The organism is Marinomonas gallaica (genome assembly GCF_049821165.1).
Lineage (GTDB): Bacteria > Pseudomonadota > Gammaproteobacteria > Pseudomonadales > Marinomonadaceae > Marinomonas > Marinomonas gallaica.
The window spans coordinates 3,400,625-3,416,574 of the sequence record NZ_CP187511.1 but is presented as its reverse complement, the minus strand read 5'-3'; the positions used below and the strand labels follow the sequence as shown (position 1 = coordinate 3,416,574).

Sequence of the window (15,950 nt, the reverse complement as noted above, 5' to 3'; positions counted from 1 at the left end):
ACACGTAGCCTAAAACCATCCTATTTCAAACGTGGAAAAGCCACTACTATTTACTCGGTTCGAATCTGACGAAAGGTAAGGTTGATACGTGGTGTGTCGACTTTTTTAGTGGACGGAAGGCTGTGTAACCAATGGCGTTGAGTCGCGCCTTTCATAACCAGTAAACTGCCCGAGTCTAGTTCAACCGAATAGGTTTCTTTAGTGTCTTTATGTTTGAAAGAAAACTTACGTTTTGCGCCAAAGCTTAGAGACGCAATCACACCTTGTTCGACCAGTTCGCGTTCCGCATCACTGTGCCAAGACATACCTTCAGAACCATCATGGTAAAGATTCAATAAGCAGGAGTTGTAATGTTCTTGCGTCTGTCGTTCAACGTGTTCTTTTATTTCTAATAGAAGAGGAGTCCATAACTTGGCTGTTTTGGTGGTTTTAGAGTAAGTGTATTGAAAGGCGTGTTCCGCATACCAGGCTACTTTACGTTTGGTGATGATGTGTTTGCCAAAAATCACGGCTTGATCATGTTGCCAATCGATTTCGTTAAGTAGTTGGTTAAAGTAAATGTGGGACTGCTCTGGTTGAATCAAATGGCCGCAATACGTTACATCGCCATCGTATGGCAAAAGAGACAAAGGCTCCGATTCAATTTGTGAGAAGAGATCTTTCATTTACGTCGATGCCCTTATTTGTGCGAACTACTAACAGATGATTACTCGGTTGTCCCGTATTTCGGATCACTTTGTAATAAGGGAATTATGGTCGTAATGTTATCGTTGGTGGTTTTGCTGCCTACAGCTTTTACTCAATAAGTGGAGATCCGTTAAGCCGCATTTGCATATATAAAATCCCTACGCGCCAATACGAAATGCATAAATAATGCTGTTTTTAGTCTTACTGTGTATTAGGGAGGATATGACGAGTGTTAGGAAGTATGGTGGAGCCTAGCGGGATCGAACCGCTGACCTGTTCGCTGCCAGCGAACCGCTCTCCCAGCTGAGCTAAGGCCCCAATCAATTCAAAGATATGAACTAATTAACGAAAATGGATTTTATGGATGTAGGTATCGCATGTCAATAAAATCAGAGCAACAAAAACAAACCGTTACATGGGAGGTCTATTAATTTACACAATTCCTGTTTATCATGAATCGGCATTTTGGGGGCGTCGGTTTTATTAAGCTCACAGTTTTTTTGCGAATCGAGGGTGCTCAATAATGGAAACAGTTGCTTTTGATCAACTTTTAATGGCGCAACAGCCTATTTTCGACAGGAATCGAAAGCTGTTTGGCTATGAGTTACTGTTTCGGGGAGAGCATGAAGAGCATGCTGTCTTTGATAACCCGCAAATGGCAACAAGCCAAGTGTTGGTCAACTTATGCATGGGCATCAGTGAACTTAATACGCAACTTAGGCAGCCTTTTTTTATCAACATGACAGCAGAGCTTGTGTTGTCAGAAGCTTTTTTTCCTATCTCCCCTGATACCGTCTTCATTGAAATTCTAGAAAATCAAACGATTACGCCTGAATTCATTTTGGCGATTAAAAAATGGCATGGGCTGGGTTTTCGTTTTGTTTTAGATGATTATGAATATTCAGCGTCCTATCAGCCACTTTTACCTTACATGTCGATTGTCAAAATTGATGTGCTCAGTACTCCTCCAAACAGCATTGTCAACGAGATTGAGCGACTAAAAAATTTAGGCTTAAAGTTAGTTGCAGAAAAAGTTGAAAATGAAGCGATGTTTATGTCGTGTCTTGAGATGGGGTTTGATTACTTTCAGGGCTATTATTTATGTCGACCTGAAATAGTTAAAGGGCGACGTATAGAATCGGATACGCAGAATGCCTTACGCCTGCTTAATATATTGCAAGATATAGATGTATGTATTAACGAAGTGTCTAAATTGGTAGCACAGGCTCCCGCATTATCTTTCCAAATGTTACGGTTGCTGAATAGCCCGGTCGTTGGGTTGAGAGTGTCTGTTTCTTCGATTAAAGAAGCCGTTACTTACCTTGGGTTAACGCAGATTAAGCGTTGGACAATGCTAATAGCGCTAAGCGCTAACAATAAAAGCAATTCAACTGATATTAGGCAGCTTTTAGCACGGGCTCGGTGTTGTGAGCTCATAGCGCTGCAATCTAAACATATAAACAGTGATGAAGCGTTTATGGTTGGTTTGATGTCGGGGATGGATGCAATTCTTCAGATTCCAAAAAGCGAGTTACTACAGCAAATTAAACTTAATAGTGAGTTAGAAGACGCATTGAAACAATATAAAGGTAACTTGGGGAAAGTCCTTTACAGTGTAGAGTGTATGGAGCGAGGGATGTTAGAAAAACTTTTCAAACTTCCTATGGGGATTCGTAACCAACTAAGTTCACACTATTTTGAGTCGTTAGTGTGGTCTCAAGGTATTTTAAGTACACTTGAATAATTTTCCACTAAGCCATTGACAGCGTTCTAAAAAACACTAGAATATGCGGCACAATTTCAAAGCCAGTGTGGTGGAATTGGTAGACACGATGGATTCAAAATCCATTGCCTATAAAGCGTGCCGGTTCGAGTCCGGCCACTGGTACCATATTAAAAAAGCCGACTTAGTTCCTAAGTCGGCTTTTTTATTTTCTATCGAGCCCAATAGGCTTGTTCTAAGCTGTCTTCTCGCTCAGGTAGTCCTTTTGATAGCCTTGGAGAGTGTTGGCTTAGAATTTCATAGCTTACACGATTTGCATATTTACAGACTTGCGCGAAAGAAGAATAGGTTAAATGCTTGGTTTCGTGCTTACTGCTGTTTGGTACTTGCTGTTGATGAAAACCATTGGCCGCGATGTCATGTAATAATGCTGATAAAGCGCCATCACCAGCTCCATTCGTATTGCGGATGCGCTCAGGTCCACCCATGTAGGGATCAATGTGCGAATATACTTTTATAGGGGATTGGCAGTCTTTTTTGCGCTGAGGGCGAGAGAATTCCCAGCGATTGAAATCTGCTATCTCAGCGGACTTAATGGGGTGCGTTGTTTCACGTTTATGAACGTCATCACTGTAGCCACATAGATACAGCCCTTCCGCTCCCGCTGTTAGTAGCACCATATCACACCAATCTAAGGCTGTTTGCGCAGCCAGAAGTACGCTTGATTGACCTGTTAATGCTTCCGCTTCTTGTTCGTTCATCGCAACGACAGACACGTAGTCTTTGATAATGTGCTCTATCTCATCACGGTATTCTTCGACTAAATGCTGGGTGCCCAGCGTTAGCACCACGGGAACATTATGCTTGTTTGCCAGTTCTAGACATTTCATTAGTGTGGCTTTGATCGGCTTATTGGCGTGTCGAAGCGGGTAGGCACAGGTAACAAAGGCCGATGCATTAGAAATGATCTCTTCCGTCACAACCTCTGGGCAGATATCGTCCATCGCATTAGGGGCGATAGCAAACGTACGCTCACCATCTTGACTTATAAGTGTAATACCTCGGCCAATGTCTTCCTCAACACCTTGTAAGTGGCTCATATCGACCTTGCTGCTGGTATGACATATGTAGTGATACTCTGGCGAATTAAGCATGATGCTATTAGACATCACTCCAAGCAGAACAGATTTGTCATCGGCTAAAACGGAGTAGTTATGCAAGGTGTTACCAATCGTACCGCCTGCAAAATGATCGGATATTCGTCCTTCTGCGACCAGTTCGCGATAGATTTTGCTCGCGGTTTCTGTGTCGACTAGGTTTGATAAGCCTTTTCGGATACCATGTCGCGCCATAAAATCGTCTTCGACGGCTGCAATAACATCGACAATGGTTTCATCTAAACCGACGATGTAGGTATCTTTGCTTGGCTGAACTTCAGACTTAGGTAAATTGGAATTTGCCTGAGTGACTGGGAAGTAATGTTTAAGTTTGCGTCGACCGGGGAATTTCATCTTTGTAATCCAGCAGTTAATTGCTCTCATTTTAACAAAATATTGACCATACGGGCAGGAAATAAGTGGTATGAATGAACAAGCGCTGATGCGTTACAGTCGACAATTGCTTCTTACTAATTTTGATGTTGAAGGTCAGATGTCACTGTCTGGCAAGCGCGCTGTCATTATTGGGGCCGGTGGCCTTGGTAACATTGCAGCCACGTATCTTGTGGGAGCAGGGGTTGGCTCATTAACACTGATTGATGATGATGTTGTTGATGTCAGTAATTTGCCGCGTCAAGTGTTATATACGCAGGAGGATGTGGAACAACCTAAAGTATCGGCTGCATATAAGCAGTTGATCGCCCGCAATGAACATGTCGATATCGTGCCAATCAATGCGCGTTTGAGTGCCGCAAACATCGATCAATACTTAGATGGCGCCGATGTGATTTTGGATTGCTGTGATAATTTCACTACACGGAAAATGGTGCATCGCTGGGCGTTGGCGCGTCAGTGTCCTTTAGTCAGTGGTGCGGCCATTCGTTGGGAAGGGCAGTTGATCACTTTTCGCTACGACCAAAACGTAACGCCTTGCTATGAATGCTTATACCCTGATTTGTCAGATCAACAGCTCAGCTGCAATAGCAACGGTATTATTGGTCCTGTTGTTGGTACGATTGGAGTTCAGCAGGCGCTTGTGGCCATAAAGTTACTCAGTGGAGTGGGCCAAGTTAAACATGGGTCATTGCAGTTATTTGATGGGCTCAGCGGTGATTGGCGCACTATGCGGTTGTCTCCGGACCCTGAGTGCCCTTGTTGCGGTGCTCAAAATTCATAGAATACCCCTATTTTCTCAATTAATTTTTTTCGGTGTCTATTTGCTAGCGGTTTCTTTATCCTACGCCCATAACGAAGCCGTGTTACACCTCGGCTAGGATATTTAATTTAAGGAGCATTCCATATGAGCGATGTTAAGCACGCTAAATTAATGATCTTGGGCTCAGGCCCAGCTGGTTACACTGCTGCAGTGTATGCGGCTCGTGCCAACCTTAACCCTGTTATGGTAACAGGCATGCAGATGGGTGGTCAGCTAACCACGACAACGGAAGTAGATAACTGGCCCGGTGATGTAAACGGTGTACAAGGTCCTGAATTGATGGATCGTATGCGTCAGCACGCAGAGCGTTTTGAAACAGAAATTATTTTTGACCACGTTAACAAAGTAGATCTACAAAACCGTCCATTCCGTCTAGAAGGCGACAGTGGTGTTTATACCTGTGATGCGTTGATCATCGCAACCGGTGCGAGTGCTCAGTACCTAGGTATGGAAAGCGAGCAGAAATTTATGGGGCAAGGCGTGTCGGCTTGTGCCACCTGTGATGGTTTCTTTTACCGTGGCCAAGATGTTGCCGTGATCGGCGGCGGTAATACGGCCGTTGAAGAAGCGCTTTACCTAGCGAACATTGCTAAAACAGTAACGGTTATTCACCGTCGTGATAAATTCCGTTCTGAAAAGATCTTGTCCGACAAGTTACTTGAAAAAGCAGAGAATGGTAATGTAAACATCGAATGGCACAGCGAATTAGACGAAGTACTTGGTGATGGTTCGGGTGTGACAGGTGTACGTATTAAGAATAATCAAACAGGTGAATACAAAGAGCTAGCGGTAGCCGGTCTTTTTGTTGCCATTGGTCACAAACCAAATACGGACATGTTTGCAGGTCAACTGGACATGAAAGATGGTTACCTATCGGTGCAATCCGGAACACACGGTAACGCAACGCAAACCAGCATTGAAGGTGTGTTTGCGGCAGGTGATGTGAGCGATCATATTTATCGTCAAGCGATTACCTCAGCGGGCACAGGCTGTATGGCGGCATTAGACGCAGAGCGCTTCCTAGATGGATTAGAAGGCTAATTGCCGTTTAGGCTTAGTATTTGCTTAAACGAAAAAAGCCGATCCATTTGGATCGGCTTTTTTATTGGTTCATCTTGTAATCAAACGATTACTGAGCGTTGTAAGCTTCTACGCCTTCAACCAATGCTTTGCGTGCTTCGTCAGCATTCGCCCAGCCTTCAACTTTTACCCACTTACCTTGCTCTAGCTTCTTGTAGTTTTCGAAGAAGTGCTCGATTTGGTCGCGAAGTAGTTGAGGAATATCATTCACATCTTGGATGTGAGTGTATTCTTTGCTTAGTTTGTCATGTGGAACTGCAACAAGCTTAGCGTCCATACCTGCTTCATCAGACATGTTAAGTACGCCAACTGGGCGGCAACGGATGACGGAACCAGCAACCACTGGATATGGTGTGATAACTAGAACGTCAACTGGGTCGCCGTCGTCAGCTAGTGTGTTGTTTACGTAGCCGTAGTTAGCTGGGTAGAACATAGGCGCCGTCATGAAACGGTCTACGATCAACGCGTCCATGTCTTTGTCTACTTCGTACTTAACTGGGTTTGCCTCGGCAGGAATTTCAATGATTACGTTGATGTCGTTTGGCACGTCGCGGCCAGCTGGAATGTGTTTGAAGCTCATGTTTAATATCCACTTGTGTTAAGTAATGGCGGCAATTATAGAAGTTCGCCTCTTTGGATGCTAGTCATCCCAAAGTCTTAGAAGAAATAATCGTTATAGAAAGCTAAAAAAAGCGGGAAAAATGTCCTTAATACGCGTTAAGTTATTGCTTTCTTTCTAAATTTAGCTAGTCTAAGGGTGTGATCAAAATATAGTCGAGAGGACACTGATGACAAAATCTGAGCTGATAGAAATGCTAATAGACCAGCAGCCGCATCTACCAGTCAAAGAGGTTGAGTTGGCTGTAAAGGCAATGTTAGAGCATATGTCTGAAGCATTGGCGAATGGCGAACGTATTGAGATTCGTGGTTTTGGTAGTTTCTCTCTGCATTACCGTGCACCTCGTATTGGTCGAAACCCTAAAACTGGTGAATCAGTTGAGCTGGGCTCTAAGTACGTTCCCCACTTCAAGCCTGGTAAAGAATTGCGTGAATTAGTGAACTCTGTCGCAGATACGAAAGAGTTTGGCTAATTTTCTATCGAAATTTTCTCTGCTCGACGGCATAATAAGCTGAATGACGCAGTATATGGGTGTTTTATGCTTAAATGGCTGAAGCGAGTGGTACTCTTAGTAGTCCTAGCTTTTTTCTTATTTATCGGTCTTTTCTTTGCAATCCGAAACGGACAAGTGATAACGCTTGATCTGGTTTTGTGGCAATCGCCAGAGTTAAGTGTCGCTTTGTATATGATTATTGCTTTTGCAGTAGGCGTCATTTTGGCGTTGGCATCGTCTAGCATGTTGCTTTTTAGATTAGAGCGTCGTGCGCGCAAGCAAAATAAGCAGCTTGTGAATTTACAAACTGAAATTGATAATCTGCGCAAAGCATCTTTGTCTACCGAATTAGCGGAGCGGGAGTAGTCCCTTGACCGAATGGGGCTTATTTGTAGTTCTCTTTGTCGCCTTATTCATCGGTTGGGTGTTAGGGCGTCGTCGCACTAAAGAAAATCAGAAAGAAGATTTTAAAAAAGTCCCAAACGATTATTTTCGGGGCCTAAATCATTTACTTAATGGGCAGCAGTCGGAAGCGATTGATGCCTTCGTTGATTCATTAGAAGTTAATTCTGATACCTTCGATATCCATTTGACGCTGGGTAACTTGTTTCGTAAGAAAGGAGAAATCCAAAAAGCGATCAATATTCATCAGAGTCTATTAGCTCGCCCTGACATCTCACCTAGAGATACGCGACTTGTTCAACTAGAACTCGCTAGCGATTTTATGTCTGCCGGTTTATTGGATCGTGCTGAACGCCTGTTGTTGAATATTGCTGCTCGTAAAACAGAGTTTCAAAAAGAAATCTTTACGTTGTTGGTGGATTTGTATGAGTTCGAGCAGAGCTGGGACAAAGCCATCCGCATGGGTCATCAACTTCAAAGTGATTTCCCCACACGTAAACAAGCTCAGCGTTTAGCGCACTTTTACTGTGAATTGGCAGAAGAAGCCATCAAAAAAGAGCAATGGACGACGGCTTTTCAAAAATACAAATCCGCCATTGATGTGGATGTTGATTGTGTGCGCGCCAGTATTGGTTTATCTGATATTTATCTCAGTCAGAAACGCTACCGTGATGCCATAAAGGAGCTTAAATCCGTAGCCGATCAGGATCATGAGTTTTTACCGATTGTCATCCCTATGCTGCGGGACAGCTACTTAAAAGTATGGGGCAGTGGTGGCTATCTTAAGTTTTTGCAAGAACAGCTTAAAATGCACCCGTCGGCAACCTTAATACGAGCTCTGACGGAACATTACGCGCAAGATGACAAAGAGTTCGCAGAACAGTTTATAATAACGCAGCTTCGTGCCCATCCAACGATTAAGGGGTTTCAAGAGCTGATTGATATGCAGCGCGCGGAATCAGATGGTCACGATCAAGAAAACTTAAGTGTCTTATACGAACTTATTGAACAGTTAACCTCTTCTAAACCAAAACATCGTTGCCGTCAGTGTGGCTTTTCTGGTCATCAGCTGCATTGGCAGTGTCCGAGTTGCAAGAGCTGGGGCACGGTAAAACCGATTCATGGTTTAGAGGGTGAATAGATTTTATTGCAGAGGATTTTAAATGACTTGCCCATCCCCAATCGTTGTAGCATTAGACTATCCGACAATCGAACAAGCTACTGCGATGGCAAAGCGCTTAGACCCAAAATTGTGTCGCGTTAAAGTTGGTAAAGAGTTGTTTACCAAAGCGGGTCCGGCGATTTTGGATGAGTTGCATACGTTAGGCTTCGATGTCTTTTTAGACCTTAAATTTCACGATATCCCCAACACGGTTGCCAACGCTGTAGCGGTAGCAGCCAAAGCAGGTGTTTGGATGGTCAATGTTCATGCCAGTGGTGGTCGTCGTATGATGGAGGCTTCAGCGAATGGACTGGCTCAGATTCACGACCACAATACGCTATTGATTGCGGTAACAGTGCTGACTAGTATGGACGAAACGGATCTAGTGGAAGTTGGTATTGACTTATCGCCACAGGATCATGTGATGCGTTTAGCCAAACTGGCGCAATCGTCCGGTATGGATGGCGTGGTGTGCTCTGCTCAAGAGTCTTCCATGTTGTCTGAAACATTAGGCAAAGACTTTGTGCTGGTGACGCCAGGTATTCGTCCAGCTGGATCAGACCAAGGCGATCAAAAACGTATTATGACGCCAGTACAAGCCATGGCGGCAGGTAGTCATTATCTCGTAATGGGGCGTCCTATTACGCAAGCACAAGATCCTATCCAAGTATTAACTCAGGTCAATAATGAGTTAGGTGTTGTTGCATAAACATTGAGCAGACTTACGTATGTGATATTCTGAAAGCCGATCAAATTGTTGATCGGCTTTTTATTTGATTGGCATGAAGCCATTAACCCTGCATAAGGAGTATGCGAATGAAATCATTACTTAAGCGTATTGTGGCCGTTTCCCTGTTGTCTTTTCCTGTTTTTTCCATGGCGGTAGAGCCTTTAGATATTAATTCAGCAACGTCGGCTGAGTTAGATCTGGTATTGACTGGCGTAGGGCAAAGTAAAGCGGAAGCTATTATTGCGTATCGTGATCAGAATGGCCCTTTTACCACGATTGAAGACCTGACCAAAGTGAAAGGGATCGGCCCGGCGTTATTGGAAAAAAATCGAATGGTGATTCAGGTTAAAGAAGCTGGAGAATAGCGGAAACGAGAAAAGAAGGGGGATCTGGTGATCACCCTTCTTGATGGCATAGTGCTTCAAAAGCCTGATTTTGCGTAAGATAAATCTCACCGGTAAGATGAGAAATGAAAGCGGACCCTTTGAGCCGATCCATTACTGGTCCTTTCACTTCTGAAAGATGAAGCCGAATATCTGTGGATTGTAGACGTGCGCAGATCATCTCAAGACTTTCCAAAGCGCTGGCATCAATCATGTTGACGGCGGTACACATGAGAACGACGTCTTTTACTTGTTTTTGCTCGGCAACCAGTTGATTGATTTTATCTTCCAGCATTCGCGCGTTCGCAAAAAATAAACTTTCATCGATACGAACCGTTAGTACTTCGCAATTTGTTTCCACTTGGAAACGCTCGACATTACGGAAGTGCTCTGTTCCTGGGACACGTCCTACTACGGCTATGTGCGGGTGGCTAGCGTGCCAAAGAAATAGAATCAAAGATAAGCTGACACCTGTTATGATGCCTGCCTCAACGCCGACAAAAAGTACCATAAAGAAGGTTGCCAGCAAGGCGCTTACATCTTGTTTAGAGTAACGCCAAATATGAATAAAACTTTTCAGATCGATGAGCTGTACAACAGCAACAATGATTGTTGCGGCTAATACTGCTTTAGGAAGATAGTAAAACGCGCCGGTTAAAAAGCTTAGTGTCAGCAAGATTAACAGTGCCGTGAAAACCCCCGTCATCGGCGTTTTTGCTCCCGCATCAAAGCTCACTACTGAGCGAGAAAAGCCACCCGTAACAGGGAATCCACCGCTAAACGCAGAACTTAAGTTTGCCGCCCCCAGCCCCACTAATTCTTGATTCGGATCGATACTTTGACGGCGTTTGGCTGCAAAAGATTGAGCCACTGATACGGATTCAACAAATCCCACAATACTGATCAGGATAGCGGCGGGGAGCAAGTCCATCGCCATCTGAAAATCCATCTTAGGTAACGCCAGTGGTGGAAACCCACTTGGTACGTCGCCAACCACTTTGACCCCTTCAGTGTTCAGCTGGAAAACCGCCACGATTAACGTCATGATCACGACGACCAATACAGGGCCGGCTTTGGATGCGAGCTGAGCATGGTGATCAGATAAGCCGAACATGATTAATATTGACTTAAAGTGTTGGCGTAACAGATAGAGTGCTAACACGGCACTGACACCGATTAAAACAGTGTCGACATTAGTTTGAGGTAGATTCGACCACAAGGTGGTCATCATATCGATCAAGTTGTGACCTGATGCCTGTATTCCAAGTAAATGCTTTACTTGGCCCAGTGCTATTAAGATCGCTGATGCGCTGATGAATCCAGAGATTACGGGATGACTGAGTAGATTGGCGAGAAAGCCGAGTTTAAACAGCCCTAGTAACAGTAAAAACAGGCCTGAGATAGCGGCTAACAAGATAACAATCGCTAAATATTCCGCCGTGTTGGGCGCCGCGAATTGCAACGCCGCTGTGCCTGTCATCATAGAAACAACCGCTACCGGTCCGACAGCCAACGTTCTGCTTGAACCAAATAAGGCATAGGCAACCAAAGGCAAAATACTGGCATACAAACCTACGGCAGGCGGAAGGCCTGCTAGCATAGCGTAGGCTAAGCTTTGTGGAATCAGCATGATGGTCACGATGACACTGGCCATCATGTCCGTTTGCATGTCTGTCCGGGTGTAGTCTTTAAGCCATACCGTTGCCGGTAAGTAGCGGAGTAATCGATTCATTGCGAATCCTATACCAAGTTAATGGGAGTTTTAATGTAGCGCGTGCCATTTTCTTCGGCAGGCGGTAAATCCCCAGCGCGCATATTGATCTGTACGGATGGCCAAATTAAGCGTGGCATGCCTAACGTAGCGTCTTTTGTTGTGCGCATGTGACAGAAAGTTGTTTCTGAAATACCTTGATGAATATGCACATTGGCCTGTTTTTGCTCCGCGACACTGGTTTCCCATTGGTAGTCTTCCCGTCCTGGAGCTTTATAGTCGTGACACATAAATAGGCGAGTGGATTCAGGCAGAGCAAAAATTTTCTGAATTGAACGATATAAAGTCGCTGCATCTCCACCAGGGAAATCGCAGCGAGCGGTGCCGTAATCGGGCATGAATAGAGTGTCGCCGACAAAGGCTGCATCACCAATAACATAAGTAACACACGCTGGAGTGTGGCCGGGAGTATGCAGCACTTCCACGGTCGAATGGCCAAACTCAAGCGTGTCGCCTTCTTCAACAAGATGATCAAACTGAGAGCCATCTCGTGCAAATTGAGGCTCTACATTCAATAGCGTACCAAATGTATTTTGCACGATCGTGATGTTGTTGCCGATCACAATTTTTCCGCCCAACGCTTGCTTTAAATACGGTGCGGCAGATAAATGATCTGCATGGACGTGAGTTTCAAGGATCCAGCTTACGGTTAAATCACGGCTTTTAATGTATTCAATAATATTATCAGCTGAGTCGGTTTTTGTGCGACCGGATGCGTGGTCATAATCTAAAACGGAATCGATGATGACGCAGTGGTTTGACGATGTGTCAGTGACAACATAAGAAACCGTAAAGGTGGCTTCATCAAAGAATGCTTGAGTGTGTGGTTGAGCAGACATTTTGCTTACCTCTTTTAAGGTTATAAGGTTATTCCTATATATTATATGTTGTTTGTTATATTAGCAATGTCGAACATAGAGCGATTCAGACTAGTGCAAAGGGGTTTTATACACTTTCTTTCTAATGCCAAGTTCTTGTTGGGACTCAGACCACTAAATTTGTTAGTCTTTAAGGTCTAGCTGATGTAAAGGGTAGGGCATAAACGTGTCGCAAGAGTTTCAAGTAGTTTCACAATATCAGCCGGCTGGTGATCAGCCTGGGGCCATCAAAAAATTGGTGCAAGGCATTGATGCGGGGCTTGCTCATCAAACGTTACTAGGGGTGACGGGTTCAGGTAAGACTTTTACCGTGGCCAATGTGATTTCGCAGGTCAAAAGACCGACGATTGTCATGGCTCACAACAAAACGCTCGCGGCGCAACTGTATGGTGAGTTCAAAGAGTTTTTTCCTAACAATGCCGTAGAATACTTTGTTTCCTATTACGACTACTACCAACCGGAAGCCTACGTTGCCGCATCGGATACCTTTATTGAAAAAGACGCTTCGGTAAATGAACACATCGAGCAAATGCGTTTGTCGGCGACCAAAGCCTTATTAGAACGCGAAGACGTTATTATTGTCGCCACTGTGTCCGCTATTTATGGCTTGGGCGACCCGCAGTCTTATTTGAAAATGATGTTACACATGGATCGAGGCGATCACATTGACCAGCGTTCCGTATTGCGTCGCTTAGCCGAATTGCAATACACGCGTAATGACATGGTTTTTGAACGTGGTAATTTCCGTGTACGTGGCGATGTGATTGATGTTTTTCCTGCTGACTCCGAAGACGAAGCGATTCGAATTGAGTTGTTCGATGATGAAATTGATAACCTTGCGATATTTGATCCGTTGACCAATCGCACGATTCGTAAAGTTCCGCGTGTCACCATTTACCCAAAAACACATTACGTCACACCTCGTGAAACCATCGTCGAAGCAATTGAAAAAATCAAAAAAGAGCTGGACGTTCGCCTAGAGCAATTAAAATCGCTCAATAAATTGGTTGAATTACAGCGCTTAGAGCAGCGAACGAACTACGATTTGGAAATGATGCAGGAGCTAGGTTATTGCTCCGGTGTTGAAAACTACTCTCGTTATTTATCTGGTCGCCCAGAAGGCTCACCACCGCCTACATTGTTTGATTACCTGCCTGACAATGCATTGCTTATTATCGATGAATCTCATGTGACCGTTCCGCAGATTGGTGCGATGTATAAAGGCGACCGATCGCGCAAAGAAAATTTGGTGGAATATGGTTTTCGGTTGCCTTCGGCACTGGACAATCGCCCGATGAAATTCGAAGAATGGGAACAGATTAAGCCTCAGACAATTTTTGTTTCTGCAACGCCGGGTAAATATGAAGAGCAGCATCAAGACTGGGTCGTTGAGCAGATTGTCCGCCCGACGGGTCTGATTGACCCGGAAATTGAAGTTCGTCCAGTGACGACTCAAGTCGACGATTTGTTGTCTGAAATTAATAAACGATTGCCAACCGGTGAGAGGGTTCTCGTCACCACACTGACAAAACGTATGGCAGAAGATTTAACGGACTACCTGCATGAGCACGGTATTCGTGTGCGTTATCTTCACTCTGACATCGACACTGTCGAACGCGTTGAAATTATCCGAGATTTGCGTCTGGGTGAATTTGATGTGCTGGTTGGGATTAACTTGCTGCGAGAAGGTTTGGATATACCGGAAGTGAGCCTAGTCGCGATTTTAGACGCCGATAAAGAAGGCTTCTTACGATCAGATCGCTCCCTCATCCAGACCATCGGTCGTGCGGCCCGTAACGTGAAAGGTAAAGCGATACTGTATGCTGATCGCATAACAGGCTCAATGCAACGTGCCATGAACGAAACCATTCGTCGTCGAGCTAAGCAAGAAGCCTTTAACGAAGAGCATGGCATTACTCCGACAGGTATTACTAAATCGGTTGAAGACATTTTAGAAGGCGCCTATAACCCTGGCGCTGGCAGTCGAAACAAATCGAAGCAGACTCGCAAGGTTGCAGAAAAAGTAAAAGACTATGAAATCGAAACGATGGACGACGTAGCCGAAGTGCGCAAAGCCATGATAGAGCTACAAAAAGAGATGATGACAGCGTCAGAAAACTTACAGTTTGAATTGGCAGCGGGTTACCGAGATCAAATACGTATCTTGCAGAAGAAACTGAAAGACGTTGGTGAATAAGCTAAGGAATCAGACATGGCGTTGACTCTACATACCAGAAACATTATTCGTGTGATCGACAATGGGGTGATTGTAAACTGCGTTATCTTGAAAATGTGCTTGGAGCACGTGGTCGTCAAGTTTCGCGATAAACAGTACAAAGTACCTTATCATTTGATTGATGAAGTCATTGGACACGAGCTACTTGTGGCGCTTGAGGACGAATAAATAGTGAGCGAAAACAATTGCTTAAAAAATTTATTTAAACACTTGATCTGAAAAGCTCCCTGCGTATAATAAGCAGCACTTTAGGACTATAGCTCAGTTGGTTAGAGCGCATCCTTGACATGGATGAGGTCGGCAGTTCGAATCTGCCTAGCCCTACCAGAATTTTAGGTATAAGAATCAAGAGCTTACAGTTTTCTGTAAGCTCTTTTTTTTCGCCCTTTATCCGTATTTTATCCTTTCCTTATCCTTACGCTGACTTTTTTGGTTATGTTGGAAGCTCCTCACGCTTATTATTTCGTCGCTCAGATTTATCTTAGATTAGTTACATAATCAGTCAGCCCTTATCTTTTCTTGACCCTTATAGGGTGTAAAAAAACTTAGCTTTGAGTAAGGTTAGGTGGTTAAGGTAGGCTTGATGTAAGAGACAGTCGGCTGTTTTGCCCATATGCTTTTCACAGGGATTAATAGATGGAATTGAATGAAATTTTTGGTCTTATAATAACCATAGCTTCTTTGTTGATTGCTTATTTGGTTTATAGAATATCCGTTAGAACACATCTTTCTACCAAAGGTAACCAGGATCTCGCGGTCTACAAAACCTTCATATATGAAGGTTATATCGAAGGAGGGTTTAGTCCTGAGTTTAAATTGAGCATTGATCAAAAAGAGTACGGTTACCGTGAGGCTAGGTCAAAAGCACTTAAATCATATTTTGTTGATTCTTGTGCGTGGAGAGAAAGTTCCTCTATCGGCTCAATAGGCACTGAAACCAGTTGGCCATGGGAGAATCAAATTGCTTATCATACCGCAGACTCATTGCAGAATTTGGGGTTGTCGGTTATTTCCGGAAGCGTTCCTGCTGGCCTAGTGTTGATTAGCGTGTCTGATTCGATCATCGATGATTGGCTTATCTGTAAGGATTGGATTAAATCATACAGGGACGTGGAATCAGTGCATCGGCTTGATAGCACAGAAGAGTTGGGTTTTACCTCTTTTCACAGGCGTCATGCTGAATGGATAGTTTTATTAGCTGTCCTGTGGATGAAGAAAAACTGGAAATATAAAAACGCTGACTTAGTTATTGAGTTGTATTCTGATGACGGTTCAGGGCTGTCGATAATGAAGAATCGTTTTCTAGAGATATGTCAGCAAGATAAAGTGCTAATGAACGTAATAACGAGACAAGAAATAAAAGCACTAATTGGTATTAATGTGCCTAAGTAGTGCTCTTGGTAAGGATGAGTG

General features: G+C 44.1%; 16 protein-coding genes and 3 tRNA genes. 13 read left to right on the top strand and 6 right to left on the bottom strand.

Translation table 11 applies throughout. The features are described from left to right. Positions 1 to 50: 50 nt before the first annotated feature. Together ACPUEK_RS16175 and ACPUEK_RS16170 are read right to left on the bottom strand one after the other, a co-directional pair. Positions 51 to 665 carry an alpha-ketoglutarate-dependent dioxygenase AlkB family protein gene (locus ACPUEK_RS16175; RefSeq protein ID WP_425641462.1) on the bottom strand — a complete coding sequence of 205 codons (615 nt, stop codon included), beginning with the start codon at positions 663 to 665 and terminating at the stop codon, positions 51 to 53. Between the two features lie 264 nt (positions 666 to 929). Then, positions 930 to 1,005, bottom strand: a tRNA-Ala gene (locus ACPUEK_RS16170). Between the two features lie 205 nt (positions 1,006 to 1,210). On the opposite strand from ACPUEK_RS16170, the gene ACPUEK_RS16165 reads away from it, so the two are divergent. Both ACPUEK_RS16165 and ACPUEK_RS16160 read left to right on the top strand, forming a co-directional pair. Then, on the top strand, positions 1,211 to 2,431 hold the full coding sequence (locus ACPUEK_RS16165) for an EAL and HDOD domain-containing protein (protein WP_425641461.1): 1,221 nt from the start codon (positions 1,211 to 1,213) through the stop codon (positions 2,429 to 2,431). A gap of 61 nt (positions 2,432 to 2,492) precedes the next feature. After that, positions 2,493 to 2,578, top strand: a tRNA-Leu gene (locus ACPUEK_RS16160). A gap of 44 nt (positions 2,579 to 2,622) precedes the next feature. Here ACPUEK_RS16160 and ACPUEK_RS16155 read toward each other — a convergent pair. Continuing rightward, the gene (locus ACPUEK_RS16155) at positions 2,623 to 3,921 is read right to left on the bottom strand and encodes an inosine/guanosine kinase (RefSeq protein ID WP_425641460.1); all 1,299 of its coding nucleotides are present in this window, start codon (positions 3,919 to 3,921) and stop codon (positions 2,623 to 2,625) included. Between the two features lie 70 nt (positions 3,922 to 3,991). On the opposite strand from ACPUEK_RS16155, the gene ACPUEK_RS16150 reads away from it, so the two are divergent. Together ACPUEK_RS16150 and trxB are read left to right on the top strand one after the other, a co-directional pair. After that, the gene (locus ACPUEK_RS16150; RefSeq protein ID WP_425641459.1) at positions 3,992 to 4,744 is read left to right on the top strand and encodes a HesA/MoeB/ThiF family protein; all 753 of its coding nucleotides are present in this window, start codon (positions 3,992 to 3,994) and stop codon (positions 4,742 to 4,744) included. Positions 4,745 to 4,867: 123 nt separating this feature from the next. Then, positions 4,868 to 5,824 (top strand): thioredoxin-disulfide reductase, encoded by a 957-nt coding sequence (trxB, locus tag ACPUEK_RS16145; RefSeq protein WP_425641458.1) that lies wholly within the window; start codon positions 4,868 to 4,870, stop codon positions 5,822 to 5,824. An 88-nt stretch (positions 5,825 to 5,912) separates the two neighbouring features. On the opposite strand, the gene ppa is transcribed toward trxB, so the two are convergent. After that, complete coding sequence (ppa, locus tag ACPUEK_RS16140; protein ID WP_067036423.1) at positions 5,913 to 6,443, bottom strand: inorganic diphosphatase; 531 nt, start codon at positions 6,441 to 6,443, stop codon at positions 5,913 to 5,915. 208 nt (positions 6,444 to 6,651) lie between these two features. Here ppa and ihfB point away from each other — a divergent pair, with 208 nt between their 5' ends. The 5 genes from ihfB to ACPUEK_RS16115 all read left to right on the top strand — a co-directional run bounded on the left by ihfB (position 6,652) and on the right by ACPUEK_RS16115 (position 9,634). Further along, positions 6,652 to 6,954, top strand: a complete 303-nt coding sequence (gene ihfB / locus ACPUEK_RS16135) for an integration host factor subunit beta (RefSeq protein WP_067036425.1) — start codon at positions 6,652 to 6,654, stop codon at positions 6,952 to 6,954. Between the two features lie 66 nt (positions 6,955 to 7,020). Next, positions 7,021 to 7,341 carry a lipopolysaccharide assembly protein LapA domain-containing protein gene (locus ACPUEK_RS16130; RefSeq protein ID WP_067036428.1) on the top strand — a complete coding sequence of 107 codons (321 nt, stop codon included), beginning with the start codon at positions 7,021 to 7,023 and terminating at the stop codon, positions 7,339 to 7,341. Between the two features lie 4 nt (positions 7,342 to 7,345). Next, complete coding sequence (gene lapB, locus ACPUEK_RS16125) at positions 7,346 to 8,518, top strand: lipopolysaccharide assembly protein LapB (RefSeq protein WP_067218168.1); 1,173 nt, start codon at positions 7,346 to 7,348, stop codon at positions 8,516 to 8,518. 22 nt (positions 8,519 to 8,540) lie between these two features. Continuing rightward, positions 8,541 to 9,248, top strand: a complete 708-nt coding sequence (gene pyrF, locus ACPUEK_RS16120) for an orotidine-5'-phosphate decarboxylase (protein WP_067218171.1) — start codon at positions 8,541 to 8,543, stop codon at positions 9,246 to 9,248. Positions 9,249 to 9,355: 107 nt separating this feature from the next. Next, positions 9,356 to 9,634 carry a ComEA family DNA-binding protein gene (locus ACPUEK_RS16115; protein WP_067218174.1) on the top strand — a complete coding sequence of 93 codons (279 nt, stop codon included), beginning with the start codon at positions 9,356 to 9,358 and terminating at the stop codon, positions 9,632 to 9,634. A gap of 31 nt (positions 9,635 to 9,665) precedes the next feature. On the opposite strand, the gene ACPUEK_RS16110 is transcribed toward ACPUEK_RS16115, so the two are convergent. Both ACPUEK_RS16110 and ACPUEK_RS16105 read right to left on the bottom strand, forming a co-directional pair. Further along, positions 9,666 to 11,384 carry a SulP family inorganic anion transporter gene (locus ACPUEK_RS16110; RefSeq protein WP_425641457.1) on the bottom strand — a complete coding sequence of 573 codons (1,719 nt, stop codon included), beginning with the start codon at positions 11,382 to 11,384 and terminating at the stop codon, positions 9,666 to 9,668. Between the two features lie 8 nt (positions 11,385 to 11,392). After that, positions 11,393 to 12,262 (bottom strand): MBL fold metallo-hydrolase, encoded by an 870-nt coding sequence (locus ACPUEK_RS16105; protein WP_425641456.1) that lies wholly within the window; start codon positions 12,260 to 12,262, stop codon positions 11,393 to 11,395. Positions 12,263 to 12,467: 205 nt separating this feature from the next. Here ACPUEK_RS16105 and uvrB point away from each other — a divergent pair, with 205 nt between their 5' ends. The 4 genes from uvrB to ACPUEK_RS16085 all read left to right on the top strand — a co-directional run bounded on the left by uvrB (position 12,468) and on the right by ACPUEK_RS16085 (position 15,929). Then, the gene (gene uvrB / locus ACPUEK_RS16100; RefSeq protein ID WP_425641455.1) at positions 12,468 to 14,498 is read left to right on the top strand and encodes an excinuclease ABC subunit UvrB; all 2,031 of its coding nucleotides are present in this window, start codon (positions 12,468 to 12,470) and stop codon (positions 14,496 to 14,498) included. A 15-nt stretch (positions 14,499 to 14,513) separates the two neighbouring features. Next, positions 14,514 to 14,705, top strand: a complete 192-nt coding sequence (locus ACPUEK_RS16095) for a hypothetical protein (RefSeq protein ID WP_417503968.1) — start codon at positions 14,514 to 14,516, stop codon at positions 14,703 to 14,705. Positions 14,706 to 14,787: 82 nt separating this feature from the next. Beyond that, a tRNA-Val gene (locus ACPUEK_RS16090) sits at positions 14,788 to 14,864 on the top strand. Between the two features lie 309 nt (positions 14,865 to 15,173). Further along, complete coding sequence (locus tag ACPUEK_RS16085; RefSeq protein ID WP_425641454.1) at positions 15,174 to 15,929, top strand: hypothetical protein; 756 nt, start codon at positions 15,174 to 15,176, stop codon at positions 15,927 to 15,929. The last annotated feature ends 21 nt before the right edge of the window (positions 15,930 to 15,950 follow it).

What these genes read in the sequence shown, in the direction of transcription:
- ACPUEK_RS16085 (WP_425641454.1), top strand. Translation starts at nt 15,174, where the DNA reads ATGGAATTGAATGAAATTTTTGGTCTTATAATAACCATAGCTTCTTTG.
- ACPUEK_RS16130 (WP_067036428.1), top strand. Translation starts at nt 7,021, where the DNA reads ATGCTTAAATGGCTGAAGCGAGTGGTACTCTTAGTAGTCCTAGCTTTT.
- ACPUEK_RS16115 (WP_067218174.1), top strand. Translation starts at nt 9,356, where the DNA reads ATGAAATCATTACTTAAGCGTATTGTGGCCGTTTCCCTGTTGTCTTTT.
- ACPUEK_RS16095 (WP_417503968.1), top strand. Translation starts at nt 14,514, where the DNA reads ATGGCGTTGACTCTACATACCAGAAACATTATTCGTGTGATCGACAAT.
- ACPUEK_RS16105 (WP_425641456.1), bottom strand. Translation starts at nt 12,262, where the DNA reads ATGTCTGCTCAACCACACACTCAAGCATTCTTTGATGAAGCCACCTTT.
- trxB (WP_425641458.1), top strand. Translation starts at nt 4,868, where the DNA reads ATGAGCGATGTTAAGCACGCTAAATTAATGATCTTGGGCTCAGGCCCA.
- ACPUEK_RS16110 (WP_425641457.1), bottom strand. Translation starts at nt 11,384, where the DNA reads ATGAATCGATTACTCCGCTACTTACCGGCAACGGTATGGCTTAAAGAC.
- ppa (WP_067036423.1), bottom strand. Translation starts at nt 6,443, where the DNA reads ATGAGCTTCAAACACATTCCAGCTGGCCGCGACGTGCCAAACGACATC.
- pyrF (WP_067218171.1), top strand. Translation starts at nt 8,541, where the DNA reads ATGACTTGCCCATCCCCAATCGTTGTAGCATTAGACTATCCGACAATC.
- ACPUEK_RS16165 (WP_425641461.1), top strand. Translation starts at nt 1,211, where the DNA reads ATGGAAACAGTTGCTTTTGATCAACTTTTAATGGCGCAACAGCCTATT.
- ACPUEK_RS16155 (WP_425641460.1), bottom strand. Translation starts at nt 3,921, where the DNA reads ATGAAATTCCCCGGTCGACGCAAACTTAAACATTACTTCCCAGTCACT.
- ihfB (WP_067036425.1), top strand. Translation starts at nt 6,652, where the DNA reads ATGACAAAATCTGAGCTGATAGAAATGCTAATAGACCAGCAGCCGCAT.
- ACPUEK_RS16150 (WP_425641459.1), top strand. Translation starts at nt 3,992, where the DNA reads ATGAATGAACAAGCGCTGATGCGTTACAGTCGACAATTGCTTCTTACT.
- ACPUEK_RS16175 (WP_425641462.1), bottom strand. Translation starts at nt 665, where the DNA reads ATGAAAGATCTCTTCTCACAAATTGAATCGGAGCCTTTGTCTCTTTTG.